Source organism: Pseudomonas sp. CMR5c, assembly GCF_003850545.1.
In the GTDB taxonomy this organism is placed as follows: Bacteria; Pseudomonadota; Gammaproteobacteria; order Pseudomonadales; family Pseudomonadaceae; genus Aquipseudomonas; species Aquipseudomonas piscis.
The window spans coordinates 2,988,184-3,012,401 of the sequence record NZ_CP027705.1 but is presented as its reverse complement, the minus strand read 5'-3'; the positions used below and the strand labels follow the sequence as shown (position 1 = coordinate 3,012,401).

The window sequence follows — 24,218 nt, the reverse complement described above, 5'->3', positions numbered from 1 at the left end:
ACTCGCAAGGCAGGCAACACCTTTCGCAAGGTTCTGCGGTATGGAAGGCTTGGCGGCGAGTGGCGCGTCAACCCCCGCTCATGTTCATGAAGCGCACCAGTTGCACCGCGCCTTGGGGATCGAAGTCATGGCGCAGCGGCTTGCGCCGCAACGCCTGTTGCAGGGCATCGATCAGCGGCGCATCGTCCAGCGGATAGCGGCGCAGCAGGCCGCGCAAGTCCAGGGAATCTTCCTGGCCCAGGCACAGCAACAGCTTGCCTTCGACGGTCAGGCGCACCCGGTTGCAGGTGGCGCAGAAGTTGTGGCTGTTGGGTGAAATGAAACCGACGCGGGTTCGCGGATGCTCCACCAGGCGCATGTAGCGCGCCGGGCCGCCGCTGTTCTCGGCGCTGTCGAGCAAGGCATGGCGGCTGGCGATCAGCCGCCGCACCTGGTCGCTGGCACAGAACGCCTCGCCCCGCGAGCGCCCCACCTCCCCCAGGGGCATTTCCTCGATGAAGGTGATATCGATGCCCTGGTCGATAGCGTATTGCAACAGCACCGGCACCTCGTCGAAATTGCGTCCCTGCATCACCACGCAGTTGAGCTTGATGCCTTCGAAACCGGCCTGCCGCGCGGCCTCGATACCGCGCAGCACCTGGTCCAGGTCACCGTTGCGGGTGATGGCCCGAAAGCGCTGGCCGTCCAGGCTGTCCAGGCTGATATTCAGCCGGCGCACCCCGGCGTCGGCCAGGGGCCGGGCCAGGCGCTGCAACTGCGTGCCGTTGGTGGTCATCACCAACTCCCGCAGGCCCGGCAAGGCCGCGATCCGCCGGCACAGCTCGACGATCCCCGGGCGCACCAGCGGTTCGCCGCCGGTCAGGCGGATCTTGCGCACACCCTGGCCGACGAACAGCGTGGCCAGGCGCAGCAATTCCTCCAGGGTCAGCACCTGCTGGCGCGGCAGGAACGTCATGTCGCTGGCCATGCAATAGACACAACGCAAATCGCAGCGATCGGTCACCGACAGGCGCAGGTAGTCGATCTGCCGCCCGAAGCCATCCTGCATCAACTTGCCCATGCTCCTGCTCCTATTGCACCAGCGGCGAATCGGCACCCTGCAGGCGGATCCCGCGAATGTCCGCGGCGCCCACCAGGGTCTGCAGGTACTGCACCACCGCCTTCTGCCATACCCCCTGCTGCAGCTGGGTACGGATCGCCGTGGCCACCGCCTCGTAGGGCAAGGGCTGGCCCTCGATCCGCTGGTCGACGCTCAGCACGTGCCAGCCATAACGACTCTCCAAAGGCTTGGCCACCAGGCCCTGGCCCTGGGTGAACAACTGGCGCTCCAGCTCCGGCACGGTCTGGCCCTTGCTGATCTGCCCCAACTCGCCGCCCTGCTCCTTGGACGGACAGGCCGAGTACTTGCGCGCCAGCTCGGCGAACTGCCCGGGGAACTGCACCAACCGCTCGCAGAGAATCTGCGCCTGGGTGAAGGCCTGGGCCCGCGCCTGGGCATCGTCCGGGGCGCACTCGAGCAGGATATGCCGCACCGCCAGCAGCGGCGCGCTGTGGAAGCGCCCGCGGTTGCTGGCGTAGTAGCGGTGGCAGCTGGCCTCGTCGCATTCGGGCACCTGCACCTCATGTTCCAGGAGCAAGCGGGTGGCCGCCTCCTCCTGGTTCTCCCCGGCACCGAGCCGGGCCCCAAGGCCCAGCTCGGCGATCCGTTGCTGCAGCAGCTCGCGGATCACCAGCGCCCTGGCGGCCAGGAACACCGCCTCCTGGCGATCGGCCGCCGGATGGTATTGCAGCTCCTGGGCCATGGCCTGGGGCTCGATCAGGGTGCCGTTGACACTGACCACCGGCCATTCCTGCTCACTGCTGGCAATCAGCTGCGGCGTTATCTCCACCGCCAGCTCCGGCCCCTGGCCAACCGCCTGGGGCGGGTGCACTGCCGAGGAGGAGCAGCCGCCATTGCCACCCCCATTACCGCCACATCCGCATCCACTGGTCATGGTCGCCTCCTCAGGCTTTGTGCCGCACGATTTGATAACGCCGGCCCAGGTACCACACCGGGGCACTGACGATGTGCACCAGTCGAGTAAAGGGAAACAGCACGAACAGGCTCAGACCCAGCAGCACATGCAGCTTGTACACCAGGGCCACCGGGGCGATGGCCGCCGCCGCATCCACCGGCCGCAACAGCACGGTGTACTGCGCCCAGTCGGCGAGCATCACCATCACCGAACCGTCCATGTGCCCGGTGGAGGCGACGATGGTCAGCAAGCCCAGCAGCAACTGGGCCAGCAGCACCAGCAGGATCAGGATGTCCGAAGTACTGGAAGTCGCCCGTACCCGAGGGTCGGTCAGGCGCCGCTTGATCAGCAGCACCAGGCCCAGCAGGCACAGGAGGCCGAAAAAGCCACCGGAAACCATGGCCAGCAGTTGCTTGTGCTCGGTGCTGATCACGTGGTGATAGACCGAGGCCGGGGTCAGCAAGCCGACAAAATGCCCGGCCAGGACGAACAGCACGCCGATGTGAAACAGGTTGCTCGCCAGCCGCATGCCACGGCTGGAGAGCATCTGGCTGGAGCCGGCCTTCCAGGTGTACTGGGACAGGTCGAACCGCGCCCAGCTGCCCAGCAGGCAGATCGCCAGGGCCACATAGGGATACACCCCGAACAACAACAGGTTCCACTTAGACATTACCCACCTCCCCGGCCGGCTTGCGGGCCAGCACTTGATCCTGAAAATCCACCCAGTGCAGCGGCACCGCGCTTTCCTCCCGGGGCTTGCCCGGCGCACTGGCCTGTCCGGCGCAACGGTCCTGCTGCTGGGCCTGGAGGAAGTCCACCGCCTCTTCCTCCCAGATCTTGTCCAGGGCCTCCAGGGAATCGTCGCGCTGCTCCGCCGCCACCTGCTCACGCACATCGGCCACGGCCTGGTGCGGCTCGGCCCCAGCGATCTGCAACAAGGCGCGGAAGCAGCCGGCATAGAAGCTCTCGCGCTCTTCCAGGCGGGCGGCGAGCAGCGCCAGCAGGTGCGCGACATCGGCCAGGCCCTCGCGCGCCTCCAGCTCATCGCGAGTCGACAGGTACTCCAGGTACAGCGGGATGTAATCCGGCAGCTCCTTGACGCCCAGGGCGAAACCCGCCGCCTCGTACTGGGCCAGCAGGTCGACCATGGCCTGGCCGCGATCGCGGGACTCGCCGTGCACGTGCTCGAACAGCAGCAGCGACAGCGAGCGGCCCCGGCCGAACAGCGCCCCGTAGTGTTCCTGGCGGTCCATCAGGTCGTTGTTGCAGATCAGCTCCAGCAGTTCGAACAGCGCCCCGCGCTGGCGCGGGCTGATCTCCCGGGCCTGGATGATCGCCTGCTCCAGTTCGTCGCGGCCCGCGACCAGTTCCTGGGTCGGGTAGTCCAGCAGCAGTGAAATCACCTTGAGAATGCGCATGGTCAGTCCTCCCACAGCTGGACGGTCTTGATGATGTCGCGGCGGTTGGCCTTCTTCGCGCCGAACAGGTTGGTGTCGGAACTGCCGCTGCAGCCGCTGCCGAAGCTGAAGCCGCAGCCCGAACGCTCGGCGAAGGCGTCGCTCATGGCCTCTTCGCGATGGGCGCTGGGCACCACGTAGCGATCTTCGTAGTTGGCGATGGCCAGGTAGCGGTACATCTCCTCGACCTGGGCCACGCTCAGGCCGACGTCGGCCAGGACTTGCAGGTCCGGCGTGCCGTCCACCTGTTCCGAGCGCTTGTAGGCGCGCATAGCCAGCAGGCGCTTGAGCGCGCGCCGCACCGGTCGCTCGTCACCGGCGGTCAGCAGGTTGGCCAGGTAGCGCAACGGAATGCGCAGGCTGTCGACATCCGGGATCACCCCGCTCATGCCCACAGTGCCGGCCGCGGCGGCGTTCTGGATCGGCGACAGCGGCGGCACGTACCAGACCATCGGCAAGGTCCGGTATTCCGGGTGTAGCGGCAGTGCCAGTTGCCAGTCCACGGCCATCTTGTACACCGGCGAGCGCTGCGCGGCGTCGATCACCGACTGCGGCACGCCATCGGCCAAGGCCTGGCGGATCACCGCCGGATCGTGGGGGTCGAGGAAGATCTCCAGCTGCTTCTGGTACAGGTCCTGCTCGTCGGCGGTGCTGGCCACCTCGCTGATGCGATCGGCATCGTAGAGCAGCACGCCGAGGTAGCGAATGCGCCCGACGCAGGTCTCGGCGCACACGGTGGGCATGCCGGCCTCGATCCGTGGGTAGCAGAAGATGCACTTCTCGGACTTGCCGCTCTTCCAGTTGAAATAGATCTTCTTGTACGGGCAGCCGCTGATGCACATGCGCCAGCCACGGCACTTCTCCTGGTCGATCAGGACGATGCCGTCTTCCTCGCGCTTGTAGATCGCCCCGCTCGGGCAGGACGCCGCGCAGGCCGGGTTCAAGCAGTGCTCGCACAGGCGCGGCAGGTACATCATGAAGGTGTTTTCGTACTCACCGTAGATGTCCGCCTGGATCTGGTCGAAGTTGCGATCCTTGCGGCGCTTGGCGAACTCACTGCCCAGGATCTCCTCCCAGTTGGGCCCCCACTCGATCTTCTCCATGCGCTTGCCGGACACCACCGAGCGTGGTCGCGCGGTGGGCTGGTGGTTGCCCGAAGGCGCGGTGTGCAGGTGCTGGTAGTCGAAGTCGAAGGGCTCGTAGTAGTCGTCCAGACCGGGCAGCTCGGGGTTGGCGAAGATATTGGCCAACACCCGGAACTTGCCGCCGATGCGCGGGTTGATCGAGCCATTGGCGTTGCGCACCCAACCGCCCTTCCACTTGTCCTGGTTCTCCCACTCCTTGGGGTAGCCGATCCCGGGCTTGGTCTCGACGTTGTTGAACCAGGCGTATTCCATACCCTCACGGCTGGTCCAGACGTTCTTGCAGGTGACCGAGCAGGTGTGGCAGCCAATGCATTTGTCCAGGTTCAGGACCATGCCGATTTGCGAACGGATCTTCATGACTGCATTCCTCATTCCATCTCGGTGGGCAACGGCTGTGGCAGCTCGTCGCCACGGGAACCGTCGAGCCAGTCGACCTCGGCCATCTTGCGCACCACGACGAACTCGTCGCGGTTGCAACCGACCGTGCCGTAATAGTTGAAACCGTAGGCCTGCTGGGCATAGCCGCCGATCATGTGGGTGGGCTTGAGCACCACCCGGGTCACCGAGTTGTGGTGGCCGCCACGGGTGCCGGTAGTCTCGGAACCGGGCACGTTCACGATCCGTTCCTGGGCGTGGTACATCATCACCATGCCCTCCTTGACCCGCTGGCTGACCACCGCCCGGGCGGTCGCCGCGCCGTTGGCGTTGAAGCATTCGATCCAGTCGTTGTCCTGGATACCGGCGCGCTTGGCGTCGATCTCCGAGAGCCAGACGATCGGCCCGCCACGGCTCAGGGTGAGCATCAGCAGGTTGTCGCTGTAGGTGCTGTGGATCCCCCACTTCTGGTGCGGGGTGATCCAGTTGAGGACGATCTCCGGGTTGCCGTTGGCGCGCTTGCCCTTCACCGCCTCGATGGTCCGGGTGTCCACCGGTGGCCGGTAGTTCATCAACTGCTCGCCGAAGGCCTGCATCCATGGGTGGTCCTGGTAGAACTGCTGGCGCCCGGTGATGGTGCGCCACGGGATGTTCTCGTGGACGTTGGTGTAGCCGGCGTTGTAGCTCACGTGGTCGTCTTCCAGGCCGGACCAGGTCGGGCTGGAGATGATCTTGCGCGGTTGGGCCTGGATATCGCGGAAGCGGATCGCCTCATGGGCCTTGGATTGCGCCAGGTGGCTGTGGTCGATACCGGTAAACCGCGACAGGGCTTCCCAGGCCTTGAGCGCCACGCGACCGTTGGTTTCCGGGGCCAGGGACAGCACCACTTCGGCGGCGTCGATGGCGGTGTCGATCTTCGGCCGGCCCTGGCTGATGCCCGCCTCCTGCTCGCGGTAGTTCAACTCGCCGAGCAGTTGGACTTCCTCCTCGGTATTCCAGTTGATGCCCTTGCCGCCGTTGCCGAGTTTTTCCAGCAACGGGCCCAGGGAAGTGAACTGCTTGTAGATGTTCGGGTAGTTGCGCTCCACCACTTGCAGGTTCGGCGCGTTCTTGCCCGGCTGCGGCGCCACTCCGGCGGTCTTCCAGTCGCTGCCGCCGAAGGGTTGGGCCAGCTCGCCGACGCTGTCATGCAGCAGCGGCACGGTGACCAGGTCTTGCTCGACCCCCAGGTGCCCTGCGCTCATCTCGGAGAAGGCCTTGGCGATGCTCTTGTAGATCTCCCAGTCGGTGCGCGATTCCCAGGCCGGGTCGATGGCCGCCGACAGCGGGTGGATGAAGGGGTGCATGTCCGAGGTGTTCATGTCGTCCTTCTCGTACCAGGTCGCGGTCGGCAGGACGATGTCGGAATACACGCAGGTCGAGGACATGCGGAAATCCAGGGTGGTGACCAGGTCCAGCTTGCCGGTCGGGCCCTGCTCGACCCATTCGGCTTCTTGCGGCTTGCAGTCGCCGGACTGGCCGATGTCCTCGTTCATCACGCCGTTGCGGGTGCCCAGCAGGTACTTGAGCATGTACTCGTGGCCCTTGCCGGAGGAGCCCAGCAGGTTGGAACGCCAGATGAACATGTTGCGCGGGAAGTTGACCGGATCGTCCGGCTGCTCGCAGGCGAAGCGCAGGCTGCCGTCCTGCCAGGCCTTGACCACGTAGTCCTTGGGCGCCATGCCGGCCGCGGCGGCGTCACGGCAGATGTGCAGCGGGTTGCTGCTGAACTGCGGCGAGCTGGGCAGCCAGCCGGCGCGCTCGGCGCGGATGTTGTAGTCCAGGGCGTGCTCGGGGAACTGGCTCTTGTCGGCCAGGGGCGAGAGCACTTCGTGCATGTTCATCTTCTCGTGGCGCCACTGCGAGCTGTGGGCATAGAAGAAACTGGTGCCGTTCATCTGCCGGGGTGGCCGGCTCCAGTCCAGGCCGAAGGTCAGGGGCAGCCAGCCGCACTGCGGGCGCAGTTTCTCCTGGCCGACGTAGTGGGCCCAGCCGCCACCGGTCTGGCCGATGCAGCCGCAGAGCATGAGCATGTTGATCAGCCCGCGGTAGCTCATGTCCATGTGGTACCAGTGGTTGAGCGCCGCACCGAGGATGATCATCGAGCGGCCACGGGTCTTGTCGGCGTTGTCGGCGAACTCCCGGGCGATCTGGATCGCCTTCTCGCGGCTGACGCCGGTGATCTGCTCCTGCCAGGCCGGGGTCCCCGGTACGTTGGCGTCGTCGTAGTCGCGAGCGACGTTGGCGCCGCCCAGGCCGCGGTCGATGGCCAGGTTGGCCGCCGACAGGTCGAACACCGTGGCCACCTTGACCTGGCTGCCGTCGGCCAGGGTCAGGCTGCGCACCGGCACCCGGCGAAACTGCACGGCATCGCCCGCCACATGCTCGAAGTGCTCGTGGCCGGCACCGGCGAAGTAGGGGAACGCCACCTCGGCGACGTCGCCGCCGATCAGGCTCAGGCGCAGGTCGATCTCGCGCCCGGCGCCGCCCTCGCGGGGCAGGATGTTCCACTTGCCCTGCTCGCCCCAGCGATAGCCGATCGAGCCTTGGGGCGAAACCAGCTGGTCATCGGCATCCAGGGCGATGGTCTTCCACTCGGGGTTGTTGTCCTGGCCCAGGTTGTCGGCCAGGTCCGAGGCGCGCAGGAAGCGGTCTGGCTGGTAGCCGGCGCCCGGCGCGGTGCCGAGCATCGGCTTGAGCAGCACCAGCACCGGCAGGTCGGTGTAGCGCTTGGCGTATTCGGTGAAATAGGCGCTGGGCCGCTCCAGGTGGAATTCCTTGAAGATCACATGGTTGAAGGCCTGGGCCAGGGCCGCGTCGGTGCCCTGCTTGGGGTTGAGCCACAGGTCGGTGAGCTTGGCCACCTCCGAATAGTCCGGGGTGATGGCCACGGTCTTGGTGCCCTTGTAGCGCACCTCGGTGAAGAAGTGCGCATCGGGGGTACGGGTCTGCGGGACGTTGGAACCCCAGGCGATGATGTAGTTGGAGTTGTACCAGTCGGCCGACTCCGGCACGTCGGTCTGCTCGCCCCAGACCATCGGCGAGGCGGGAGGCAGGTCGCAGTACCAGTCGTAGAAGCTCAGGCAGGTGCCGCCGATCAGCGACAGGTAACGGGCGCCGGCGGCGTAGCTGATCATCGACATGGCCGGGATCGGCGAGAACCCCACCACCCGGTCCGGGCCGTACTGCTTCACGGTGTAGACGTTGGCGGCGGCGATGATCTGGGTCACCTCGTCCCAGCTGGAACGGATGAAACCGCCCATGCCGCGCTTGCTCTTGTAGGAGTCGGCCTTGGCCCGGTCCTCGACGATGCTGGCCCAGGCCTCCACGGGTGGCAGGGTCTGGCGCGCCTCGCGCCACAGCTTGAGCAGCGCCTTGCGCACCTTGGGGTACTTCAGGCGGTTGGCGCTGTAGATGTACCAGCTGTAGCTGGCGCCCCGGGGGCAACCACGGGGCTCGTGGTTGGGCAGGTCGGTGCGGGTGCGCGGGTAGTCGGTCTGCTGGGTTTCCCAGGTGATCAGGCCGTTCTTCACGTAGATCTTCCACGAACACGATCCGGTGCAGTTCACCCCGTGGGTGGAGCGCACGATCTTGTCGTACTGCCAGCGCGAACGGTAGACGTTCTCCCAGTCGCGCGATTCCTTGCGAGTTTCCCCGTGACCGGCGGAAAACTCGCCTTGCTTGCGGTTGAAAAACCGCAGTTGATCCAGCAAGTGACTCATGATGCTGTCCTCTCAGGCGTGCTGCGGGGTTCTGCGCCCCGACTCGGCAAAGGTTGGATACGGGGGCATGTCAGCAAGGGGTCTGGGCGCCCTTGCGGGCGTACCACCACCAGGTCACGACGATGCAGCTCAGGTAGAACACCACGAACATGTAGAAGGCCAGCGCCGGGCTGCCGGTCAGGCTCATCGAGGTGCCGAAGGTCTTGGGAATGAAGAAGGCGCCGAAGGCCCCCATGGCCGAGCTGAAGCCCAGTACCGCGGCCGACTCCTTGCCGGCGTCCTTGAGGGCCTGCTCGCGGGCGGCGCTGCCCTTGCCGCTGGCGGCGCGCTCATGCAGGGTGCGAAAGATCACCGGGATCATGCGAAAGGTCGAACCGTTGCCGATGCCGGTGGTGATGAACAGCAGCATGAACAGGCCGAGGAAGCCGTAGAAGTTGCCGCTCTCCCCCGGCTGCGGAATGAACGCCAGTACGCCGAAGACCATCAGGATCATCAGCACGAAGTTCCACAGGGTGACCCGCGCGCCGCCCAGCTTGTCCGCCAGCCAGCCGCCCAGTGGCCGGACCAGGGCGCCCACCAGCGGGCCGAGGAAGGCGAACGTCAGGGCGTTGACCTGGGGAAAGGCAGTCTTGATCAGCAGCGGGAACGCCGCCGAGAAGCCGATGAACGAGCCGAAGGTGGCCAGGTACAACCAGCACATCAGCCAGTTGTGCTTGCGCTTGAAGATCACCGCCTGCTCGCTGAACGAGGCCCTGGCGCTGGACAGGTCGTTCATGCCGAACCAGGCCGCCAGGGTCACCAGCAGGATGAACGGCACCCAGATGAAACCGGCGTTCTGCAACCACAACCGGCCACCGTCGGCCAGCACCTGGGGTTGGCCGCCCAGCACCCCGAACAGGCCGAAGGTGATCACCAGCGGTACGCAGAACTGCATCACCGACACCCCGAGGTTGCCCAGCCCGGCGTTCAGGCCCAGGGCCGTGCCCTGCTGCGACTTGGGGTAGAAGAAGCTGATGTTGGCCATGCTCGAGGCGAAGTTGCCGCCGCCAAAACCGCACAGCAGCGCGATCATCACGAACACGCTGTAGGGCGTGGCCGGGTCCTGCACGGCAAAGCCCATCCACAGCGACGGCGCCAGCAGCGAGGCGGTGCTCAGGGCGGTCCAGCGCCGGCCGCCGAAGATCGGCACCATGAACGAGTAGAACACTCGCAGCGCCGCTCCCGAGAGTCCCGGCAGGGCCGCCAGCCAGAACAGCTGGTCGGTGCTGAAGCTGAAGCCGATGGCATTGAGGCGCACGATCACCGTGCTCCAGACCATCCACACGGCGAAAGCCAGCAACAGCGCGGGAATCGAGATCCACAGGTTGCGGGTGGCCGTGCGCTTGCCGCTCTGGCCCCAGAAGGCAGGGTCCTCCGGGCGCCAGTCGTGGATCACCGGGCCAGTGCCGGGCGTATTAAGAACCGACATGTTCTTCTCCTTGGGAAATGCTCGAAAACGGTGCCTGGATGGCGGATGGGTGCTTGCCCAGTAGCGGGCGCCGGCGGATCTCGCTGAGGTACATCCAGATCAGCGACACCCAGACCACGCCGTACATCAACATGAAGCAGGAAGAGCGCACGCCGGTAAGGTCCACCAGGGCGCCGAACAGGATCGGCAGGATGAACCCGCCCAGGCCGCCGGCCAGGCCGACGATGCCGGACACCGCGCCCATGTTCTGCGGGTAGTCGTTGGCGATGTACTTGAAGACCGAGGCCTTGCCGAAGGCGAAGGCGATGCCCATGACGAACAGCAGTACCGTGAACAGCACCGGGCTCAGGCCAATGTGCAAGTCCAGCGTGCCGTCGACGGTCTGCACCTGCAGTTGGGTCTGCGGGTAGGACAGCAGGAACAGGCAGATCCAGCTCACCCACAGCACCCACCAGGTCACGCTCTGGGCACCCCAGCGGTCCGACATCCAGCCGCCGACGGCGCGCAGCACCCCGCCCGGCAGGGAGAAGCAGGCGGCCAACAGCGCGGCGCTCTGCAGGCTGAAGCCGTACTCCTGCACGTAGTACTTGGTCATCCACAGGGCCAGGGCCACATACCCGCCGAAGACGATCGAGTAGTACTGGCAGTAGCGCCACACGGCAGGCTCGGCCAGGGCCTTGAGCTGTTCGCCCAGGCCGACCGTGGACACCCGGCGATGGGCCTTGTTGTCGGCGCTGAAGAACCAGAACAGCAGCGCGGTGAGGAACAGGATGGCGCTGAACACCTTGGGTACCAGTTGCCAGCTGCCGGCGGCGATCAGTGCCGGGGCGAGGAACTTGGTGACCGCCGAGCCTGCATTGCCCGCACCGAAGATGCCCATGGCCAGGCCCTGGTTGTCCTGGTCGAACCACTTGGCGACATAGGCGATGCCTACCGAGAACGAGCCCCCGGCCAAGCCGACGAACAAGCCCAGCACCAGGAACTGCCAATAGGTGGTGGCGTGGCTGACCAGGTACAGCGGCAACACGCAGGCCAGCATCAGCAGGCAGAACACGCTGCGTCCGCCGAAGCGGTCGGTGAGCATGCCCAGCGGCAGGCGCACCAGGGAACCGGTCAGCACCGGGGTGGCGGTCAGCAGGCCGAACTGGGTTTCGTTGAGTTGCAACAGCTCCTTGATCGGCACGCCGAGTACGGCAAACATCATCCAGACCATGAAGCAGACAGTGAAGGCCAGCGTACTCATGCCCAGCACCAGGCCTTGGCGTAAACGCGGTTGAGTCATTTCGGAGTCTCCAGCCAGTGAATCTTGGCTGCAGACTAGGGAGGCCAACCCCGATAAAACTTGACTCCGATCAAAGAAGCCCAGGCGCCTGCATGTCTATGCTTGCGCCGCCTACCTCCAAGGAGGTAGCGCCGAAAAACCTCTGAACCCTTTGTTTATCAGGGTCTTGCCGGTTTCCCCAGGAGCCGCGCGAGGCAACCTTGGGTGAACAACTCTTTGGAGGTAGAGCGCCAGGGACAGGCTGCGAAACAACCTTTTGCCATCCCGGAGCGCTACATGCCCCCTTCTCTGCTGCCCGCTTTCGGTGATCGCCGATGATCGCCTGGTTGCGCAGTTCGCTACCGGCCCGCGCCGGCCTGGCGGTGATCCTGATCAGCGTGCTGGCCCTGGCCAGCTCCCTCAGCGCCGGCCTGATCGCCTGGTTCAGCCAGGGCGACGCAGCGGCGATCAATACCGCAGGTTCGGTGCGCATGGAGACCTACCACCTGAGCTGGAAACTGGCCGCCGGGGCCGGGGCCGACGAGCTCGAGCGCATCAGCCAGAGCCTGCAGCAACGTCTCAACAGCCCGGCGCTCAAGGCCGTGCTGGAAGATGGCAACGACCTCGACCTGCAACTCAGCTACCGGCAGTTGCAGGACGACTGGCAGCAGATCCTGCAACCGGCGCTGCAACGCGGCGATGCCAGGCTGTTCCAGGCCAGCACCCAGCCCTTCGTCGAGCGGCTCAACCAGTTCGTCAGCCTGTTGCAGCACGAGAACGAGCACAAGCAAGGCTGGCAGCAACTGATCCAGGGCGCGGCCTTGTTCACCACCATGATCGTCCTGCTGTTCGGCCTGTACGAACTGCAATCCAACGTGATCAGTCCGCTCAAGGAGCTGGTGGACGCCACCCAGCGCTTTCGCTGCGGCGATTTCCGGGCCCGGGTCAACCACCAGTCCGAGGACGAGCTGGGCCAGCTGGCCACCAGTTTCAACGCCATGGCCGAGACCATCGAGCAGTCCCATCGCACCCTGGAAACCCAAGTCCGGCAGAAGACCCTGCACCTGCAACAGGCCAACGCCGCGCTGGAGCTGCTGTACCAGAGCAGTCGCAACCTGGCCACCCGCCAGGCCAATGCCGAAGGCCTGGACGAGCTGATCCGGCGCTTCCAGGAGCGCCTGCCGGGCCTGCGCCTGTCGTTGTGCCTGCAAGGCCAGGCCCAGGCCAAGCAACTGCTGGCCCTGCATGGCAGCGACAACCGGCAGATCTGCGCCAGCAGCGACTGCGCCAGCTGCCGCCAGCGCAGCGACAGCCTGGCCTTCGATATCAGCCACCAGGGCGGCACCTTCGGTGAACTCAAGGCGCACTTTCACAACGGCCTGGAACCCCAGCCCTGGGAAATCGAACTGATCCAGGCCCTGGCCAACCTGATCGGCACCTCGTTGCAGCTCAAGCGCCAGCGCGAGCAGGATCACCGCCTGGTACTGCTGGAAGAACGCGCGATCATCGCCCGCGAACTGCACGACTCCCTGGCCCAGGCGCTGTCCTACATGAAGCTGCAGGTCAGCCGCATGCAGACCCTGATGCGCCGGGACGAGCCGGTGGCGACCCTGGAGAACGTCACCAGCGAGCTGCGTGAAGGCCTGAACACCGCCTACCGCCAACTGCGCGAGTTGCTGACCACCTTCCGCCTGCGGATCCAGGACGCCGGGCTGGTGCAGGAACTCAAGGACACTGCCGGCGAGTTTTCCCGCCGGGGCGAGTTCCAGGTCCACCTGCACATCGACAGCCTGGCCTTCGAGCTGTCGGCCAGCGAACAGATCCACATCCTGCAGATCACCCGCGAGGCCCTGTCCAACTGCCTGCGCCATGCCCACGCGCAAAACGCCTGGCTGCAACTGCGCCAGCACGGCGAGCGGCTGTGCCTGTCGATCGAGGACGATGGCCGTGGCTTCAGCGGGAGCCACGACCTGCGCGAGCACCACGGCTTGAACATCATGGACGAGCGGGCCCGCAGCCTGCGTGGCCAATTGCAGATTTTTTCCCGGGAGCCCCAGGGCACCCTGGTCAAGATGGAGTTTCGCCCGGAATTCCTCGGGCGCCTGACAGAAGGTAATCCCTCATGAACCCCTCCCCGCGCCACCGCATCCTGCTGGTGGACGACCATCCGATGATGCGCCGCGGCATCCGCCAGATGCTCGAGCTCGAAGACGACTTCACCATCGTCGGCGAAGCCAACCACGGCGCCGAGGCCCTGGCCCTGCTGGACTCGCTGCAACCGGACCTGATCCTGCTGGACAACAACATGCCGCAGATGAACGGCCTGGAAACCCTGCGCCACCTGCGCGCGCAGGATTTTGCCGGCAAGGTCCTGCTGTTCACCGTATCCGATGCCGAGGACGACATTCGCGATGCCCTGCGCCTGGACGCCGATGGCTACCTGCTCAAGGACATGGAACCGGAGCTGCTGATCCAGTACATCCGCGACGCCATGGACGGCGTCCTGGTGATCAGCCCGGGGCTGACCCGGGTCATGGCCCAGGCCCTGCGCTCGCCACCACGGCAGAACGAGGTCGAGCTCACCGAGCGCGAGCGCCAGGTCCTGCGCAGCATCGCCAGCGGCTACAGCAACAAGGTCATCGGCCACAAGCTGGGTATCACCGAGGGCACGGTCAAGGTGCATGTGAAGAACCTGCTGCACAAGCTGGGCCTGCGCTCGCGGGTCGAAGCCGCCGTGTGGGCCATGGAGCACCTGCGCCAGGTCTCCTGACTGCTCCCTTGGAGGTAGGCCGGTGGAGGCATGGGCCACCGGCGTCCGCCGCCCTACCATGGGCGGCAGCGGAGGTACGCCATGCTCAATCACCCATCCACCGTCCTGCTGTTGCGTCGCCACTACCTGTTCGCCAAGCTGCCGGGCCAGGTCTTCGAGGACGTCTGCGCCCTGGCCACCCTCAAGCGCCTGGCTTGCCACGACATCCTGGTGCGCCAGGGCGAACCGGCCAAGCGCTTCTTCCTGCTGGTCAGCGGCCAGATCAAGCTGTACCGGCTCAATGTCGAGGGCCAGGAGCACCTGGTGGAGATCATCCAGCCCGGCCAGACCTTCGCCGAGGCCTTGCAGTTCAGCCAGGCCCACAGCTTTCCGGTGAGCGCCGGTGCCCTCAAGGATTGCGTGCTGGTGAGCATCGACGGCGCGCACTATCGCCACGCCCTGCAGGACCAGCCGCAGGTGTGCCTGGCAGTCATGGCCAGCATGAGCCAGCACCTGCACCAGCGCCTGCGGGACATCGACACCCTGATCCTGCCCAATGCCAGCCGCCGGGTGATCAACTTCCTGCTCCAGGAATGCGACCCCAGCGATGGCCGGGTCGAGTTGCAGGTTTCCAAGCGCCTGGTGGCCTCCAAGCTCGGCATCCAGCCGGAGACCTTCTCGCGGACCCTGCACCGGCTGGTGGACGAGGGCTTGATCAGCATGCAGCGGCGCAGCATCCAGATCCTCGCCCTCGACCGCCTGGCCGACTACCCCGGCTGAGCGCCGGGCCCACTGGTGCCGGCCAGGCCCTGGCCGGCCCGTTCCAGGTTGCGCCACAACCACCCCGGCAGCACCTGCGGGTCAAGGCTGTCGATCAGGTTCTTCAGGGTCAGGCCCAGCTCGGTATCGCCCTCGATCACCAGGCGCCGGCGGAAGAACAAGGTATCCGGGTCTTCCTGGCGGCTGGCCAGCAGCAGGAACTCGCGCCAGTTGCCGCGGATGCTGACATCGGCCCGGGCCCGCCGGGCGATGTGCAGGCCATCGCGCTGGCGCGTCAGGTACCAGGTCAGGTCCAGGTCGCTGATGCGCAGGCACAACCAGCGCCCGCGCAACAGGTCGAACTCGCCATCGGCCAGGGGCTCGGCCAGGCAGCGGTTGAGCGCCTGCTCCAGGGCCAGGCGCTGGAGGCCGAACGGCACCCGGCGCACCAGCGGCAAAATCCGGTCGGCACTCTTGAGGGCACCTCTAAAAACTACCTGCGTTGCCATCGCTGCGTTAAAAGCCGGCTCAAAATGCTCATTCACTTCAAGTGAACTGCGCTTTTTCGGCGGTTTTTGCCTTGCGCTGGCGGCCTCGCCCACGTTTTTAGCGACGCCCTTGAGCAGCCATTGCGTAGGTTTCAGCACAGTCCCGCCTCCTCGACCCGCAGCATGCCCGCCTGGCCATGCCAGTAACCATTGCAGCCGTCCACGCACAGTGGTGGCGCCTCGCCCTGGCAGACCCGGGCGAAGGCTTCCACTACCTGGACCATGCCTTCTGCCCGGGGGCTCAGGCGCAACAGGTCGGCGCCACAGGCCACCAGCCCCGGGTAATCGGCCAGCAGGTTGGTGACCTCGGCCGACATGGTCTGGATGCCATTGAGGGTGAACAGCGCCTGGCCTTCCTGGCTGCTCAGGGCCAGCCCATCGGGGTAGTTGATGCAGCAGAACTGGCAGTCGTCCTTGGGGCGGTTTTCCGCACGGGCGGTGAAACAACGCGCCGAGTAGGCCAGCGGCAGGTGGCCGTAGGCGAACACCTCGACCTCTGGCAAGGCCCGGCCCAGCCCGGCAACTTGCTCGAGTACGGCGCGCACCAGCGCCGCGGAGCATTCCACCGGTGGCACCCAGCGGATCATCCCGCAGTCCTGCAGCTTGGCCAGGGCGTGGCCGTTGTACAGGTTCAGCGCCGGGCCGGCCACGAACGGCAGTTGGCGCTCGGCCAGGAACTGCACCGCGCCCATGTCGTTGGCCTCCACCAGGAACTGGCCGTTGTCACACAGTCGGCGCAGGCTCGACAGCTCGGAGGCGGCCTCGATCAGGGTCAGGCCCGACAGCACGATCTGCGCCGCACCGGCCTGCTGCAGCTCGCGGCCCAGGCCCAGCCACTGGTCCAGGTTGAACACCCGGCGCTTGGAGCACACGGTTTCCCCCAGGTAGATCACATCCAGCGCCAGGCTGGCCATCTGTTCGTAGAATCGCGCCAAGCGCTCCTTGTCCCAGTAGTAGAGGACGGGTCCCAGGCTGAGCTTCATCGGTAATCCCTCATTGCCATGAACGGTGGTAGGCGCCCAGCGTGGTCTGGCTGCCTTCGGAAAGCCCGGCCAGCACATGCCGCCACTGGTCCTTGACCGCAAAACGCTCGGGCGCCAGGCGATGGGCATCCAGCGCCGCGCGCCAGACCCGGGTGACTTGCTCGACATAGGCCGGGCTGCGCTGGCGCCCTTCGATCTTCACCGCCTGCACGCCGATCGCCGCCAACTCCGGCAGCAGGTCTAGGGTGTCGAGGCTGGTGGGCTCCTCCAGGGCATGGAAGCGCTTGCCGCCGACCATGAACCGCCCTTTGCACAGGGTCGGGTAGCCGGCCGGCTCGTCGGGCCCATAGCGGTCGATCAGCACTTCGCTCAGGCGGGCGCTCAAGCCCTCGGCATCCTCGCTCCAGCGCACCGCCTTGGCCGGCGAGCAGACCCCGCACAGGTTCGGCGATTCGCCCGTGATGTAGGACGACAGGTGGCAACGGCCCTCGGCCATGATGCACAGGCTGCCGAAGGCGAACACCTCGATGGGCACCGCGCTGTTGACCGCCACCTGGCGCACCTGGGCCAAGGACAGCACCCTGGGCAACACCGCGCGACGGATGTTGTAGTGCTGGGAGTAGAACGCCAGGGCACTGGCGTTGGTGGCCGAGCCTTGCACCGACAGGTGCAGGCTCAGGTGCGGATGGCGCTCGGTGGCATAGCCCAGGACCCCGGGATCGGCGGCGATCAAGGCATCCACGCCATGGTCGGCGGCGCGGTCCACCGCCCGTTGCCAGCGCTCCCAGCCCTGGGGCTGGGGGTAGGTGTTGACCGCCACATAGAGCTGGCGCTGGTGTTGGCGGATATGGGCGACGGCGGCGTCGAACTGCTTGTCGTCCATGTTCAGCCCGGCGAAGCTGCGGGCATTGGTGTCATCGCGAAAACCGACGTAGACCGCGTCGGCGCCTTGGCGTACCGCGGCCTTGAGTGCAGGCAGGTTGCCTGCCGGGCAGACCAGTTGCATGGGCATTCCTCTTCAAAGAACCTGCTCCACCCACCTTTCGTGCAGACCGCCAGCAGGCCCGGAGCGCTGGAAAAAAGCGCTGCCAGTCTAGCCAGCGCACCCGCCAGGACCTTGACGATAATCAAGAGCGCTCACTGCATCAGCTCGGCGAACGAGAGGAACTGCACCGGATCGTCCTGGCGCAGTTGCTGCTGGCACTCCACCAGCGCCAGGCCATCGGCCCAGCAGGCGGCACTGAGCATCGCCGAACTCTGCTGGGGATGCAGTTGCACGCGGCACTGGCCGTTTTCCCCCGGCACCAGCCGGGCGCGCAGGTACTGGCGCCGGCGATTGGCTTGCGGCCAGTCGAAGCCGGCCGGCAATGCCACCGGTTGCGGCACGACATCGCGCAGGCCCTGGCTGCGCAGCAGGAACGGGCGCAACACCACCAGCGCGGTGATCAACGCCGCCGCCGGATTACCCGGCAGGCCGAGCCAGGGCTTGCCAGCCACGGTGCCAAAGGCCAGGGGCTTGCCCGGCTGGATGGCCAGGCGCCAGAAGTCCACCTGACCCAGTTCGCGGATCGCCTGCTTGAGGTGATCCTCCTCACCCACCGAGACCCCGCCGGAGCTGAGCAACAGGTCGCATTCCTGGGCGGCCAGGTGCAGGGTCTGCTTGCTGGCCTGTAGTTCATCGGCCATCGCGCCGTAGTCGTGGACTTCGACGCCCCAGCCCTTCAGCAGCGCCGACAGGCAATAGCGGTTGCTGTTGTAGATCTGCCCCGGCGCCAGGGGCTGGCCGGGTTCGCGCAGCTCGTCGCCACTGCTCAGCAGGCCAACCCGCAGCGGCCGGTAGACCTCGACCCAACTGACCCCGCAAGCCGCCAGCAGGCCCAGCTCCTGGGCCCGCAGGCGCTTGCCGGCGGGCAACAGCAGATGCCCTTCACGGACTTCTTCGCCGGCCTTGCGCACGTGCTGGCCAACGCTGACCGCCGGCAACCACAGTTGCTGGCCCTCGACCCGGCACAGCTCCTGGGGCACCACCGTATCGGCGCCCGGCGGCAGCGGCGCGCCGGTGAAGATCCGCACCGCTTGCCCGGCCAGCAACGCCGTGGTCGCCGCCTGGCCCGCAGCGACCCGCCCGGCCAGGACCAGGCAGCCACCCGCGGGCGGCAGGTCGGCAGCGCGCAAGGCATAGCCGTCCATGGCGCTGTTGTCCCAGCCTGGCAAGGCACGCGGGGCGTGGACATCGGTCCCGAGGACCCGGCCCAGGGCCTGTTCCAGGGCCAGGCAATGCAGTTGCGGCGGGCGTGGCGCGCGTTCGAGCAAATGGCCGATGGCCAGGTCCACCGGCAGCAGCGTGCCGCTGTCGCAAGGCCCGACGCTCATGGTCGTGCCTCGCAGGCGGCGATGGCCGCGCCGGGTTGCGGCTTCAGATGCGGGGCGAAGTTGCACGGGCCGGTACGGCTGTCCAGCTGGTTGTGCAGGATCTGCGTCCAGGCGGTGCGGCAGGCCCCGGGCGAACCCGGCACACAGCACACCAGCACGCCGTTGCTCATTCCGGCCAGGGCGCGGGATTGCAGGGTCGACATGCCGATCTCCGCCAGGGAGACCTGGCGGAACAATTCGCCGAAGCCTTCCACGTGCTTGTCCAGTAGCGGCAGCACCGCCTGAGGCGTGTTGTCCCGGGCAGTGAAGCCAGTGCCGCCGGTGGTCAGCACCACCTGCACCGCCGGGTCGGCGATCCAGCGCGAGAGCGTGGCGCGGATCTGGTAGATATCGTCCCGGACCAGCTCGCGGTCCACCAGCGCATGGCCGGCGGCCTGCAACAGGTCGACCAGGGTCTGTCCGGAACTGTCGGTCTCGAAGGTGCGGGTATCGCTGATGGTCAACACGGCGATGTTCAAGGATACAAAGGTGCGTTGCGACAAATGGGCCATGGCCTGGGTGTCCTGTAGCTGGGGAATCGGCTTTGGGCCCAAGCCTGGACCCAAAGCCCCGGCGGGCCCATTCCTCCTTGGAGGTACCTCCGGGGGGTGCGGCTCAGGGCGCCAGGCGCTGACGCCGCCACTGGCCGCCCTGGCGCCGATAGTCGAGACGGTCGTGCAGGCGGTCGGCCCGACCTTGCCAAAACTCCAGGCGCTCGGGTTGCAGGCAATAGCCACCCCAGTGCGCGGGCCGGTGCAGGGGTTCTTCGACGAAGCGGCGGATGGTCTGGGCCAGCAGCGCCTGCAGTTCATCGCGATCGGCCAGCGGCCGGCTCTGGGGCGAAGCCCAGGCGCCGAGGCGGCTGGCCAGGGGCCGGGAATCGAAATAGGCGTCGGACAGCTCATCCGCCAGGCGCACCACCGGGCCCTCGATCCGTACCTGGCGCTCCAGGGCCGGCCAGAAGAAGGTCATGGCGGCCTGGGGGTTGGCCGCCAGCTCCAGGCCCTTGGCACTCTGGTAATTGCCGAAGAAGGTGAACCCCTCAGCGCTCACCCCCTTGAGCAGCAACACCCGGCCATGGGGCCGGCCCTGGCTGTCCACGGTGGCCAGGTGCATGCTGTTGGCCTCCACGGGGGCGCTCTCGGTTTCCCGCGCCTGCTCCAGCCACTGGCCGAACAGCAGTAGCGGATCGTCCGGCGCCTGCTCTTCGTGCAGGCCACCTAGGGTGTAGTTACGGCGCATCTGGGCAAGGGACAGCGGCATGGCGGTGATCTCCTGGTAAGTGCCGCGCAGTCTGTAAGCAGCGCCACCTGCGCACCTTGACCGCCATCAACGCCGCTGGCGCTACTTGAGCCGCAAGCGCCTGGCCAGCTTGTGCAGGTTGCTCGGGTCCACTGCCAGCAGCCGCGCCGCAGCGGCCCAGTTGTCGCCGCTCAGGCGCAAGGCCTGGACGATGCACTGGCGCTGGCAGGCATCCACCGCATCCCCCAGGGAGGTCAAGGGCACGCCCGGGGCCGCCGGCTGCTCGGGCACCGGTGGCGCTGCCGGGGTGCTGTCCAGGTCCAGGGCCTCAGGCTCCAGGGTGATGATCAGGCTGCGGCTGCCGTCGCGGCTGAGCTGCTTGAGCGCAGCCCGGCCGATCACGTGTTCCAGTTCGCGCACGTTGCCCGGCCAGCGGTAGCCCAGCAGCGCCCGCTCGGCCGCCGCCGACAGGCGCAGCCCGCGCAAGCCCAGGCGGGTGCGGTTGAGTTCGAGAAAGTGTCCGGCGATCAGCAGTACATCGTGGCCACGCTCGCGCAGCGGCGGGATCGGCACCGGGTACACCGACAAGCGATGATAGAGGTCGGCGCGAAACAGGCCATCGCGGATGCTGTCGGGCAAGTGCCGGTTGGTGGCGGCGATGATGCGCACATTGACGTGCAGCGGCTTGTCCGCCCCCAGCCGCTGGATCTCGCCATTTTGCAAGGTACGCAGCAGCTTGGCCTGGACGCTCAGGGGTAACTCGCCCACCTCGTCGAGGAACAGCGTGCCGCCGTTGGCCGCGTCGAAGCGCCCGGCGCGATCGCTGGTGGCACCGGAGAACGCCCCTTTGACATGGCCGAACAGCTCGCTCTCGGCCAGGGATTCGGGCAAGGCCGCGCAGTTGACCTGCACCAGAGGCTTGTGGCTGCGCCGCGACAGGCGATGCAGGCGCCGGGCGAACAACTCCTTGCCGACCCCGGTCTCGCCCAACAGCAACACCGGCAGCTCGGAGTCGGCCAGCACGTCCAGCTCATTGAGCAACTGGTGCAACACATCGCTCTGGCCAAGGATCTCGCCCTCCTCCACGGGCCGCCGCACATCCACAGGTTCGCTGCGGGATAAGCGCAGGCTGCGGTTCTCCTGCTCCAGGCGGGTGACGCGCACGGCCGCCTCGATCTGCAAGGTGCAGCGCTTGAGCTCGTCCCGGGCGTCATCGTCGAAGGTGCCGGCCTGCAAGGCATCGAGGGTGATCGCGCCCCAGATCCGGCCTTCGATGTACAGGCTCACGCCCATGCAGTCGTGCACGGCCAAGGGTTCGCTGACGGCGGTATCGAGCAGGCCGTCGTAAGGGTCCGGCAGGCGGCTGTCGGGCTCGAACCAGGTCGGCTCGCGCGAGGCCATGATCGCCGCCAGCCGGGGGTGCTGGGCGATCACGAAGCGCCGCCCGAGGGCCTCGTGCACCAGGCCGACGGTGGCCAGCGGCCGCAGGCTGTCGTCCTCCAGGCGCAACAGGCCGACCGCACCGCAACGAAAGTATTCGCGCAGGGTCTGCACCAGTCGTTGCAACCGCACGGCATTGGGCAACTCGACGATCAGGTCGGCGGCCAGGCTTTCTCGCAACATGGTGGTCCTCACCCTCTATGGTCATATCTACCCTGGGAAATCGCGGTGGATTTCACCATAGCCCAGGAAACGGCCATTGATTCCGGGCAATCAAAGCTGGCATGGGCGATGCACTCACCAGGCAGGACCCATACCACCCAGGAATCTCCTGATGAACCAGACACTGTCCCAAAGCGAACTCATCGAACACATCCTGTCGCGTTTTCACGACCGCCACCGCGAGCAACTGCCGGAACTGATCCGCCTGGCCCGCCGGGTGGAACAGGTGCATGCCGGCGACAGCCACTGCCCCGAAGGCCTGGCCGATCACTTGCAGGACATGCAACAGGAACTGGAAAGCCACATGCTCAAGGAGGAACAGGTGCTGTTCCCGCTGCTGCAGCGGGGCATGGGCCGCCAGGCCGGCGCGCCGATCCACGTGATGCGCCTGGAGCACGACCAGCACGGCGAAGCCCTGGAACGGTTGATGCAACTGACGGGGCAGATCACCACCCCAGAGGCCGCCTGCAACACCTGGCGCACCCTGTACAGCGGCCTGCAGGAGTTTCGCGACGACCTGCTGGAGCACATCCAGCTGGAAAACGACGTGCTGTTCACCCAGGCCCTGCAATAACCCGCCCCCCTCCCGGACCGGCCCGTTCCCTGGTGGAAACGGGCCGGACCGCGCCGGTCAATGCCAATAGAACATGGCCTTGGCCAGGATCACGATCAACACCATATGCCCAAGGATGCTGCGGCGGATGCCCAGCGCCCGGGCCTCGCTCAGGCGTCCGCCCAGCAGCCAGAACGCCAGTAGGAGATAGTGGCCGATGATGCTCAGGGCCAGGACGATCTTCAGCCCCAGCAAGCTGGCGAAGGTGCTGCCCAGCGGGTGCGCCAGGGCCAGGCGATGGTGCCAGGCCAGGCCGATTCCAGCGCCATAGAGCAACACCACCACGCCATGCAGGACCTTGCGCGAGCGCACCGACAGCGCCTGGTCGACCCCGGCCTGGGCCGTGGCCGGCACCTGGCGGCGCACCGCCGGCCAGATGAGCAGCTCGAAGAACAGCGTGCCGATGAATGCGATGGCCGCCAGCAGGTGGATCAACAACAGATAGGGATAGAACATCCTGGACTCTCCCGGACCTTAACCTGGGTGGCCGTCGACCCGTGGCTGCAGCAGCATCGGCCCGTAGCGCCAGGCATACAGGGCGAAGGCCAGGGCCCAGCACGCGCCCGCCATCCACAACCCGGCCTGGGGCAGCCAGGGCACCAGCAGCACCCGGCAGACACCCGCCAGGTTGATCAGGATAAAGGCCTGGGTCATCCCCGCCGGTGGCTGCAACGGCCGCCCGGTATGGCCGAGGCTGACCCGCGCGATCATCGCCAGGATCAACCCGGCCATGGCGCCGATGGTCAGGCAGTGCACCGCCAGGCTCGGGTTCAGCGCCACCCCGCCATGCCACAGGGCCATGCCCAGGCAGGCCAGCGCCAGCCAGGCATAGGCCAGGTGCAGCGACCACAGCAGCGGTACCTGCCACAGGCCGCGATCATGCCAGCGCCACAGGCGTACCAGGTGCCCGAGCGCCAGGAAGGCGAACAACAGGCCCAGCCAGGGGCTCGGGGCCAGGGCCAGCCCAGCGGCATACAGCAGCGCCACCAGGGCCGAACCGCCCAGCAACAGCCAGTCGAGCCAGGGCCAGGGCGCCACCGCCTCGGCCCGCCCCAGCCCGCGCTGGGTGAAGAACGGAATCACCCGGCCACCGATCAGGCCCATGATCGCCGCCACCAGCCAGATACCGGCCAGCACCGCCTGGCGCTGCCAACCCTCATCGCCACGCACCAGGCCGCACACCGCCAGGCCATCCACCGCCGTCAGCAACAACAGGACCAGCACCAGCGGATAGTTGCGCTGCTGGCGTACCCGCCACAGGGTCCGCGCCATGACCAGCGCCACCAGCAATGGAAAACCCAGTTCCAGCAGCGCCAGCAGCGGCCAGGGCAGGTTCGCCAGCCAGGCTACCCGCGCCGCCAGCCACAACAGCGCCAGGCCCGCCAGCGGCTTGCCGGACAGGCCCGGCTGGCCGGTCCAGGTCTGCACCGCGGTGAGCAGGAACCCGGCGATGATCGCCAGGCCGAAACCGAATACCAGCTCGTGGCGGTGCCAGGCCAGCCAGCCGCCCGCGGGCTGCCAACTGCCCAGCACGCCCTGCAGCGCCGCCAGCCACAGCGGTATCGCCAGCAGCGCGAGGACGCAGCCGGCGAGGAACATCGGACGGAACGCCAGGCGCAACAATGGCGCTACGGCCAGGGCCTTACGGCGATCAAGTACTTGCATCAAGCCACTCCTTACCTTGTTGCCGGTGCTATCCACGGCGAAGCGAATCCCGGCGTCACCTTCTGCCATTCGCCGACCGTCGCCGCTGCGCCACATCAACGAA

Annotated in this window: 20 protein-coding genes and 1 pseudogene; 4 read left to right on the top strand and 17 right to left on the bottom strand. The window is 66.7% G+C overall.

Annotated elements, in window-relative coordinates:
- Positions 1 to 67 precede the first annotated feature (67 nt).
- From moaA to C4K40_RS13990, 8 genes are all read right to left on the bottom strand, one after another.
- The gene (moaA, locus tag C4K40_RS14025) at positions 68 to 1,060 is read right to left on the bottom strand and encodes a GTP 3',8-cyclase MoaA (protein ID WP_053129339.1); all 993 of its coding nucleotides are present in this window, start codon (positions 1,058 to 1,060) and stop codon (positions 68 to 70) included.
- Positions 1,061 to 1,070: 10 nt separating this feature from the next.
- Positions 1,071 to 1,994, bottom strand: coding sequence for a peptidylprolyl isomerase (locus C4K40_RS14020; RefSeq protein WP_053129336.1), 924 nt, complete (start codon positions 1,992 to 1,994; stop codon positions 1,071 to 1,073).
- 10 nt (positions 1,995 to 2,004) lie between these two features.
- The gene (gene narI / locus C4K40_RS14015) at positions 2,005 to 2,685 is read right to left on the bottom strand and encodes a respiratory nitrate reductase subunit gamma (RefSeq protein ID WP_053129333.1); all 681 of its coding nucleotides are present in this window, start codon (positions 2,683 to 2,685) and stop codon (positions 2,005 to 2,007) included.
- A complete protein-coding gene (narJ, locus tag C4K40_RS14010; RefSeq protein WP_053129330.1) occupies positions 2,678 to 3,433 on the bottom strand; it encodes a nitrate reductase molybdenum cofactor assembly chaperone in 756 nt (251 codons plus the stop codon). Before narJ ends, narI begins: the two co-directional genes overlap by 8 nt.
- Before the next feature lie 2 nt (positions 3,434 to 3,435).
- Positions 3,436 to 4,974 carry a nitrate reductase subunit beta gene (gene narH / locus C4K40_RS14005; RefSeq protein WP_053129321.1) on the bottom strand — a complete coding sequence of 513 codons (1,539 nt, stop codon included), beginning with the start codon at positions 4,972 to 4,974 and terminating at the stop codon, positions 3,436 to 3,438.
- Positions 4,975 to 4,985: 11 nt separating this feature from the next.
- Entirely contained in the window at positions 4,986 to 8,753 is a 3,768-nt protein-coding gene (locus C4K40_RS14000) for a nitrate reductase subunit alpha (RefSeq protein ID WP_053129318.1), read from the bottom strand.
- A 70-nt stretch (positions 8,754 to 8,823) separates the two neighbouring features.
- Positions 8,824 to 10,221, bottom strand: a complete 1,398-nt coding sequence (locus tag C4K40_RS13995) for a NarK family nitrate/nitrite MFS transporter (RefSeq protein ID WP_053129315.1) — start codon at positions 10,219 to 10,221, stop codon at positions 8,824 to 8,826.
- Positions 10,208 to 11,503 (bottom strand): nitrate/nitrite transporter, encoded by a 1,296-nt coding sequence (locus tag C4K40_RS13990; protein ID WP_053129313.1) that lies wholly within the window; start codon positions 11,501 to 11,503, stop codon positions 10,208 to 10,210. The genes C4K40_RS13995 and C4K40_RS13990 overlap by 14 nt, the downstream gene beginning before the upstream one ends.
- Before the next feature lie 314 nt (positions 11,504 to 11,817).
- Between C4K40_RS13990 and C4K40_RS13985 the strand changes: the two genes are divergently transcribed.
- From C4K40_RS13985 to C4K40_RS13975, 3 genes are all read left to right on the top strand, one after another.
- Entirely contained in the window at positions 11,818 to 13,608 is a 1,791-nt protein-coding gene (locus C4K40_RS13985) for a HAMP domain-containing protein (protein WP_053129311.1), read from the top strand.
- Positions 13,605 to 14,252, top strand: coding sequence for a two-component system response regulator NarL (gene narL / locus C4K40_RS13980; RefSeq protein WP_053129309.1), 648 nt, complete (start codon positions 13,605 to 13,607; stop codon positions 14,250 to 14,252). Before C4K40_RS13985 ends, narL begins: the two co-directional genes overlap by 4 nt.
- A gap of 81 nt (positions 14,253 to 14,333) precedes the next feature.
- A complete protein-coding gene (locus tag C4K40_RS13975; protein WP_053129307.1) occupies positions 14,334 to 15,011 on the top strand; it encodes a Crp/Fnr family transcriptional regulator in 678 nt (225 codons plus the stop codon).
- Here the strand turns inward: C4K40_RS13975 and C4K40_RS13970 are convergent.
- From C4K40_RS13970 to norR, 7 genes are all read right to left on the bottom strand, one after another.
- Positions 14,999 to 15,499: an SCP2 domain-containing protein gene (locus C4K40_RS13970; RefSeq protein ID WP_053129305.1), complete on the bottom strand. Its 501-nt coding sequence runs from the start codon at positions 15,497 to 15,499 to the stop codon at positions 14,999 to 15,001. The two genes, C4K40_RS13975 and C4K40_RS13970, sit on opposite strands and share 13 nt — an antisense overlap.
- 131 nt (positions 15,500 to 15,630) lie before the next feature.
- Positions 15,631 to 16,521 carry a U32 family peptidase gene (locus C4K40_RS13965; protein WP_053129303.1) on the bottom strand — a complete coding sequence of 297 codons (891 nt, stop codon included), beginning with the start codon at positions 16,519 to 16,521 and terminating at the stop codon, positions 15,631 to 15,633.
- A gap of 10 nt (positions 16,522 to 16,531) precedes the next feature.
- Positions 16,532 to 17,527, bottom strand: coding sequence for a peptidase U32 family protein (locus C4K40_RS13960; protein WP_053129300.1), 996 nt, complete (start codon positions 17,525 to 17,527; stop codon positions 16,532 to 16,534).
- Between the two features lie 131 nt (positions 17,528 to 17,658).
- On the bottom strand, positions 17,659 to 18,894 hold the full coding sequence (gene glp, locus C4K40_RS13955; protein WP_053129297.1) for a gephyrin-like molybdotransferase Glp: 1,236 nt from the start codon (positions 18,892 to 18,894) through the stop codon (positions 17,659 to 17,661).
- Positions 18,891 to 19,445 carry a molybdenum cofactor biosynthesis protein B gene (gene moaB / locus C4K40_RS13950; protein WP_053131312.1) on the bottom strand — a complete coding sequence of 185 codons (555 nt, stop codon included), beginning with the start codon at positions 19,443 to 19,445 and terminating at the stop codon, positions 18,891 to 18,893. Before moaB ends, glp begins: the two co-directional genes overlap by 4 nt.
- A 103-nt stretch (positions 19,446 to 19,548) precedes the next feature.
- Positions 19,549 to 20,196, bottom strand: coding sequence for a pyridoxamine 5'-phosphate oxidase (pdxH, locus tag C4K40_RS13945; RefSeq protein WP_053129294.1), 648 nt, complete (start codon positions 20,194 to 20,196; stop codon positions 19,549 to 19,551).
- An 81-nt stretch (positions 20,197 to 20,277) separates the two neighbouring features.
- Positions 20,278 to 21,798 carry a nitric oxide reductase transcriptional regulator NorR gene (norR, locus tag C4K40_RS13940; protein WP_053129291.1) on the bottom strand — a complete coding sequence of 507 codons (1,521 nt, stop codon included), beginning with the start codon at positions 21,796 to 21,798 and terminating at the stop codon, positions 20,278 to 20,280.
- A 178-nt stretch (positions 21,799 to 21,976) separates the two neighbouring features.
- Here norR and C4K40_RS13935 point away from each other — a divergent pair.
- A pseudogene (locus tag C4K40_RS13935) lies at positions 21,977 to 22,411 on the top strand (hemerythrin domain-containing protein); the annotation flags it as partial.
- 57 nt (positions 22,412 to 22,468) lie between these two features.
- Here C4K40_RS13935 and C4K40_RS13930 read toward each other — a convergent pair.
- Together C4K40_RS13930 and C4K40_RS13925 are read right to left on the bottom strand one after the other, a co-directional pair.
- Positions 22,469 to 22,906: a hypothetical protein gene (locus tag C4K40_RS13930; protein WP_053129285.1), complete on the bottom strand. Its 438-nt coding sequence runs from the start codon at positions 22,904 to 22,906 to the stop codon at positions 22,469 to 22,471.
- A gap of 18 nt (positions 22,907 to 22,924) precedes the next feature.
- Entirely contained in the window at positions 22,925 to 24,115 is a 1,191-nt protein-coding gene (locus tag C4K40_RS13925; RefSeq protein WP_053129276.1) for an NnrS family protein, read from the bottom strand.
- Positions 24,116 to 24,218: the final 103 nt, after the last annotated feature.

Bases quoted from the DNA above. Each gene is read 5' to 3' on its own strand.
- moaA (WP_053129339.1), bottom strand. From the start codon at position 1,060: ATGGGCAAGTTGATGCAGGATGGCTTCGGGCGGCAGATCGACTACCTG.
- C4K40_RS14020 (WP_053129336.1), bottom strand. From the start codon at position 1,994: ATGACCAGTGGATGCGGATGTGGCGGTAATGGGGGTGGCAATGGCGGC.
- narI (WP_053129333.1), bottom strand. From the start codon at position 2,685: ATGTCTAAGTGGAACCTGTTGTTGTTCGGGGTGTATCCCTATGTGGCC.
- narJ (WP_053129330.1), bottom strand. From the start codon at position 3,433: ATGCGCATTCTCAAGGTGATTTCACTGCTGCTGGACTACCCGACCCAG.
- narH (WP_053129321.1), bottom strand. From the start codon at position 4,974: ATGAAGATCCGTTCGCAAATCGGCATGGTCCTGAACCTGGACAAATGC.
- C4K40_RS14000 (WP_053129318.1), bottom strand. From the start codon at position 8,753: ATGAGTCACTTGCTGGATCAACTGCGGTTTTTCAACCGCAAGCAAGGC.
- C4K40_RS13995 (WP_053129315.1), bottom strand. From the start codon at position 10,221: ATGTCGGTTCTTAATACGCCCGGCACTGGCCCGGTGATCCACGACTGG.
- C4K40_RS13990 (WP_053129313.1), bottom strand. From the start codon at position 11,503: ATGACTCAACCGCGTTTACGCCAAGGCCTGGTGCTGGGCATGAGTACG.
- C4K40_RS13985 (WP_053129311.1), top strand. From the start codon at position 11,818: ATGATCGCCTGGTTGCGCAGTTCGCTACCGGCCCGCGCCGGCCTGGCG.
- narL (WP_053129309.1), top strand. From the start codon at position 13,605: ATGAACCCCTCCCCGCGCCACCGCATCCTGCTGGTGGACGACCATCCG.
- C4K40_RS13975 (WP_053129307.1), top strand. From the start codon at position 14,334: ATGCTCAATCACCCATCCACCGTCCTGCTGTTGCGTCGCCACTACCTG.
- C4K40_RS13970 (WP_053129305.1), bottom strand. From the start codon at position 15,499: ATGGCAACGCAGGTAGTTTTTAGAGGTGCCCTCAAGAGTGCCGACCGG.
- C4K40_RS13965 (WP_053129303.1), bottom strand. From the start codon at position 16,521: ATGAAGCTCAGCCTGGGACCCGTCCTCTACTACTGGGACAAGGAGCGC.
- C4K40_RS13960 (WP_053129300.1), bottom strand. From the start codon at position 17,527: ATGCAACTGGTCTGCCCGGCAGGCAACCTGCCTGCACTCAAGGCCGCG.
- glp (WP_053129297.1), bottom strand. From the start codon at position 18,894: ATGAGCGTCGGGCCTTGCGACAGCGGCACGCTGCTGCCGGTGGACCTG.
- moaB (WP_053131312.1), bottom strand. From the start codon at position 19,445: ATGGCCCATTTGTCGCAACGCACCTTTGTATCCTTGAACATCGCCGTG.
- pdxH (WP_053129294.1), bottom strand. From the start codon at position 20,196: ATGCCGCTGTCCCTTGCCCAGATGCGCCGTAACTACACCCTAGGTGGC.
- norR (WP_053129291.1), bottom strand. From the start codon at position 21,798: ATGTTGCGAGAAAGCCTGGCCGCCGACCTGATCGTCGAGTTGCCCAAT.
- C4K40_RS13930 (WP_053129285.1), bottom strand. From the start codon at position 22,906: ATGTTCTATCCCTATCTGTTGTTGATCCACCTGCTGGCGGCCATCGCA.
- C4K40_RS13925 (WP_053129276.1), bottom strand. From the start codon at position 24,115: ATGCAAGTACTTGATCGCCGTAAGGCCCTGGCCGTAGCGCCATTGTTG.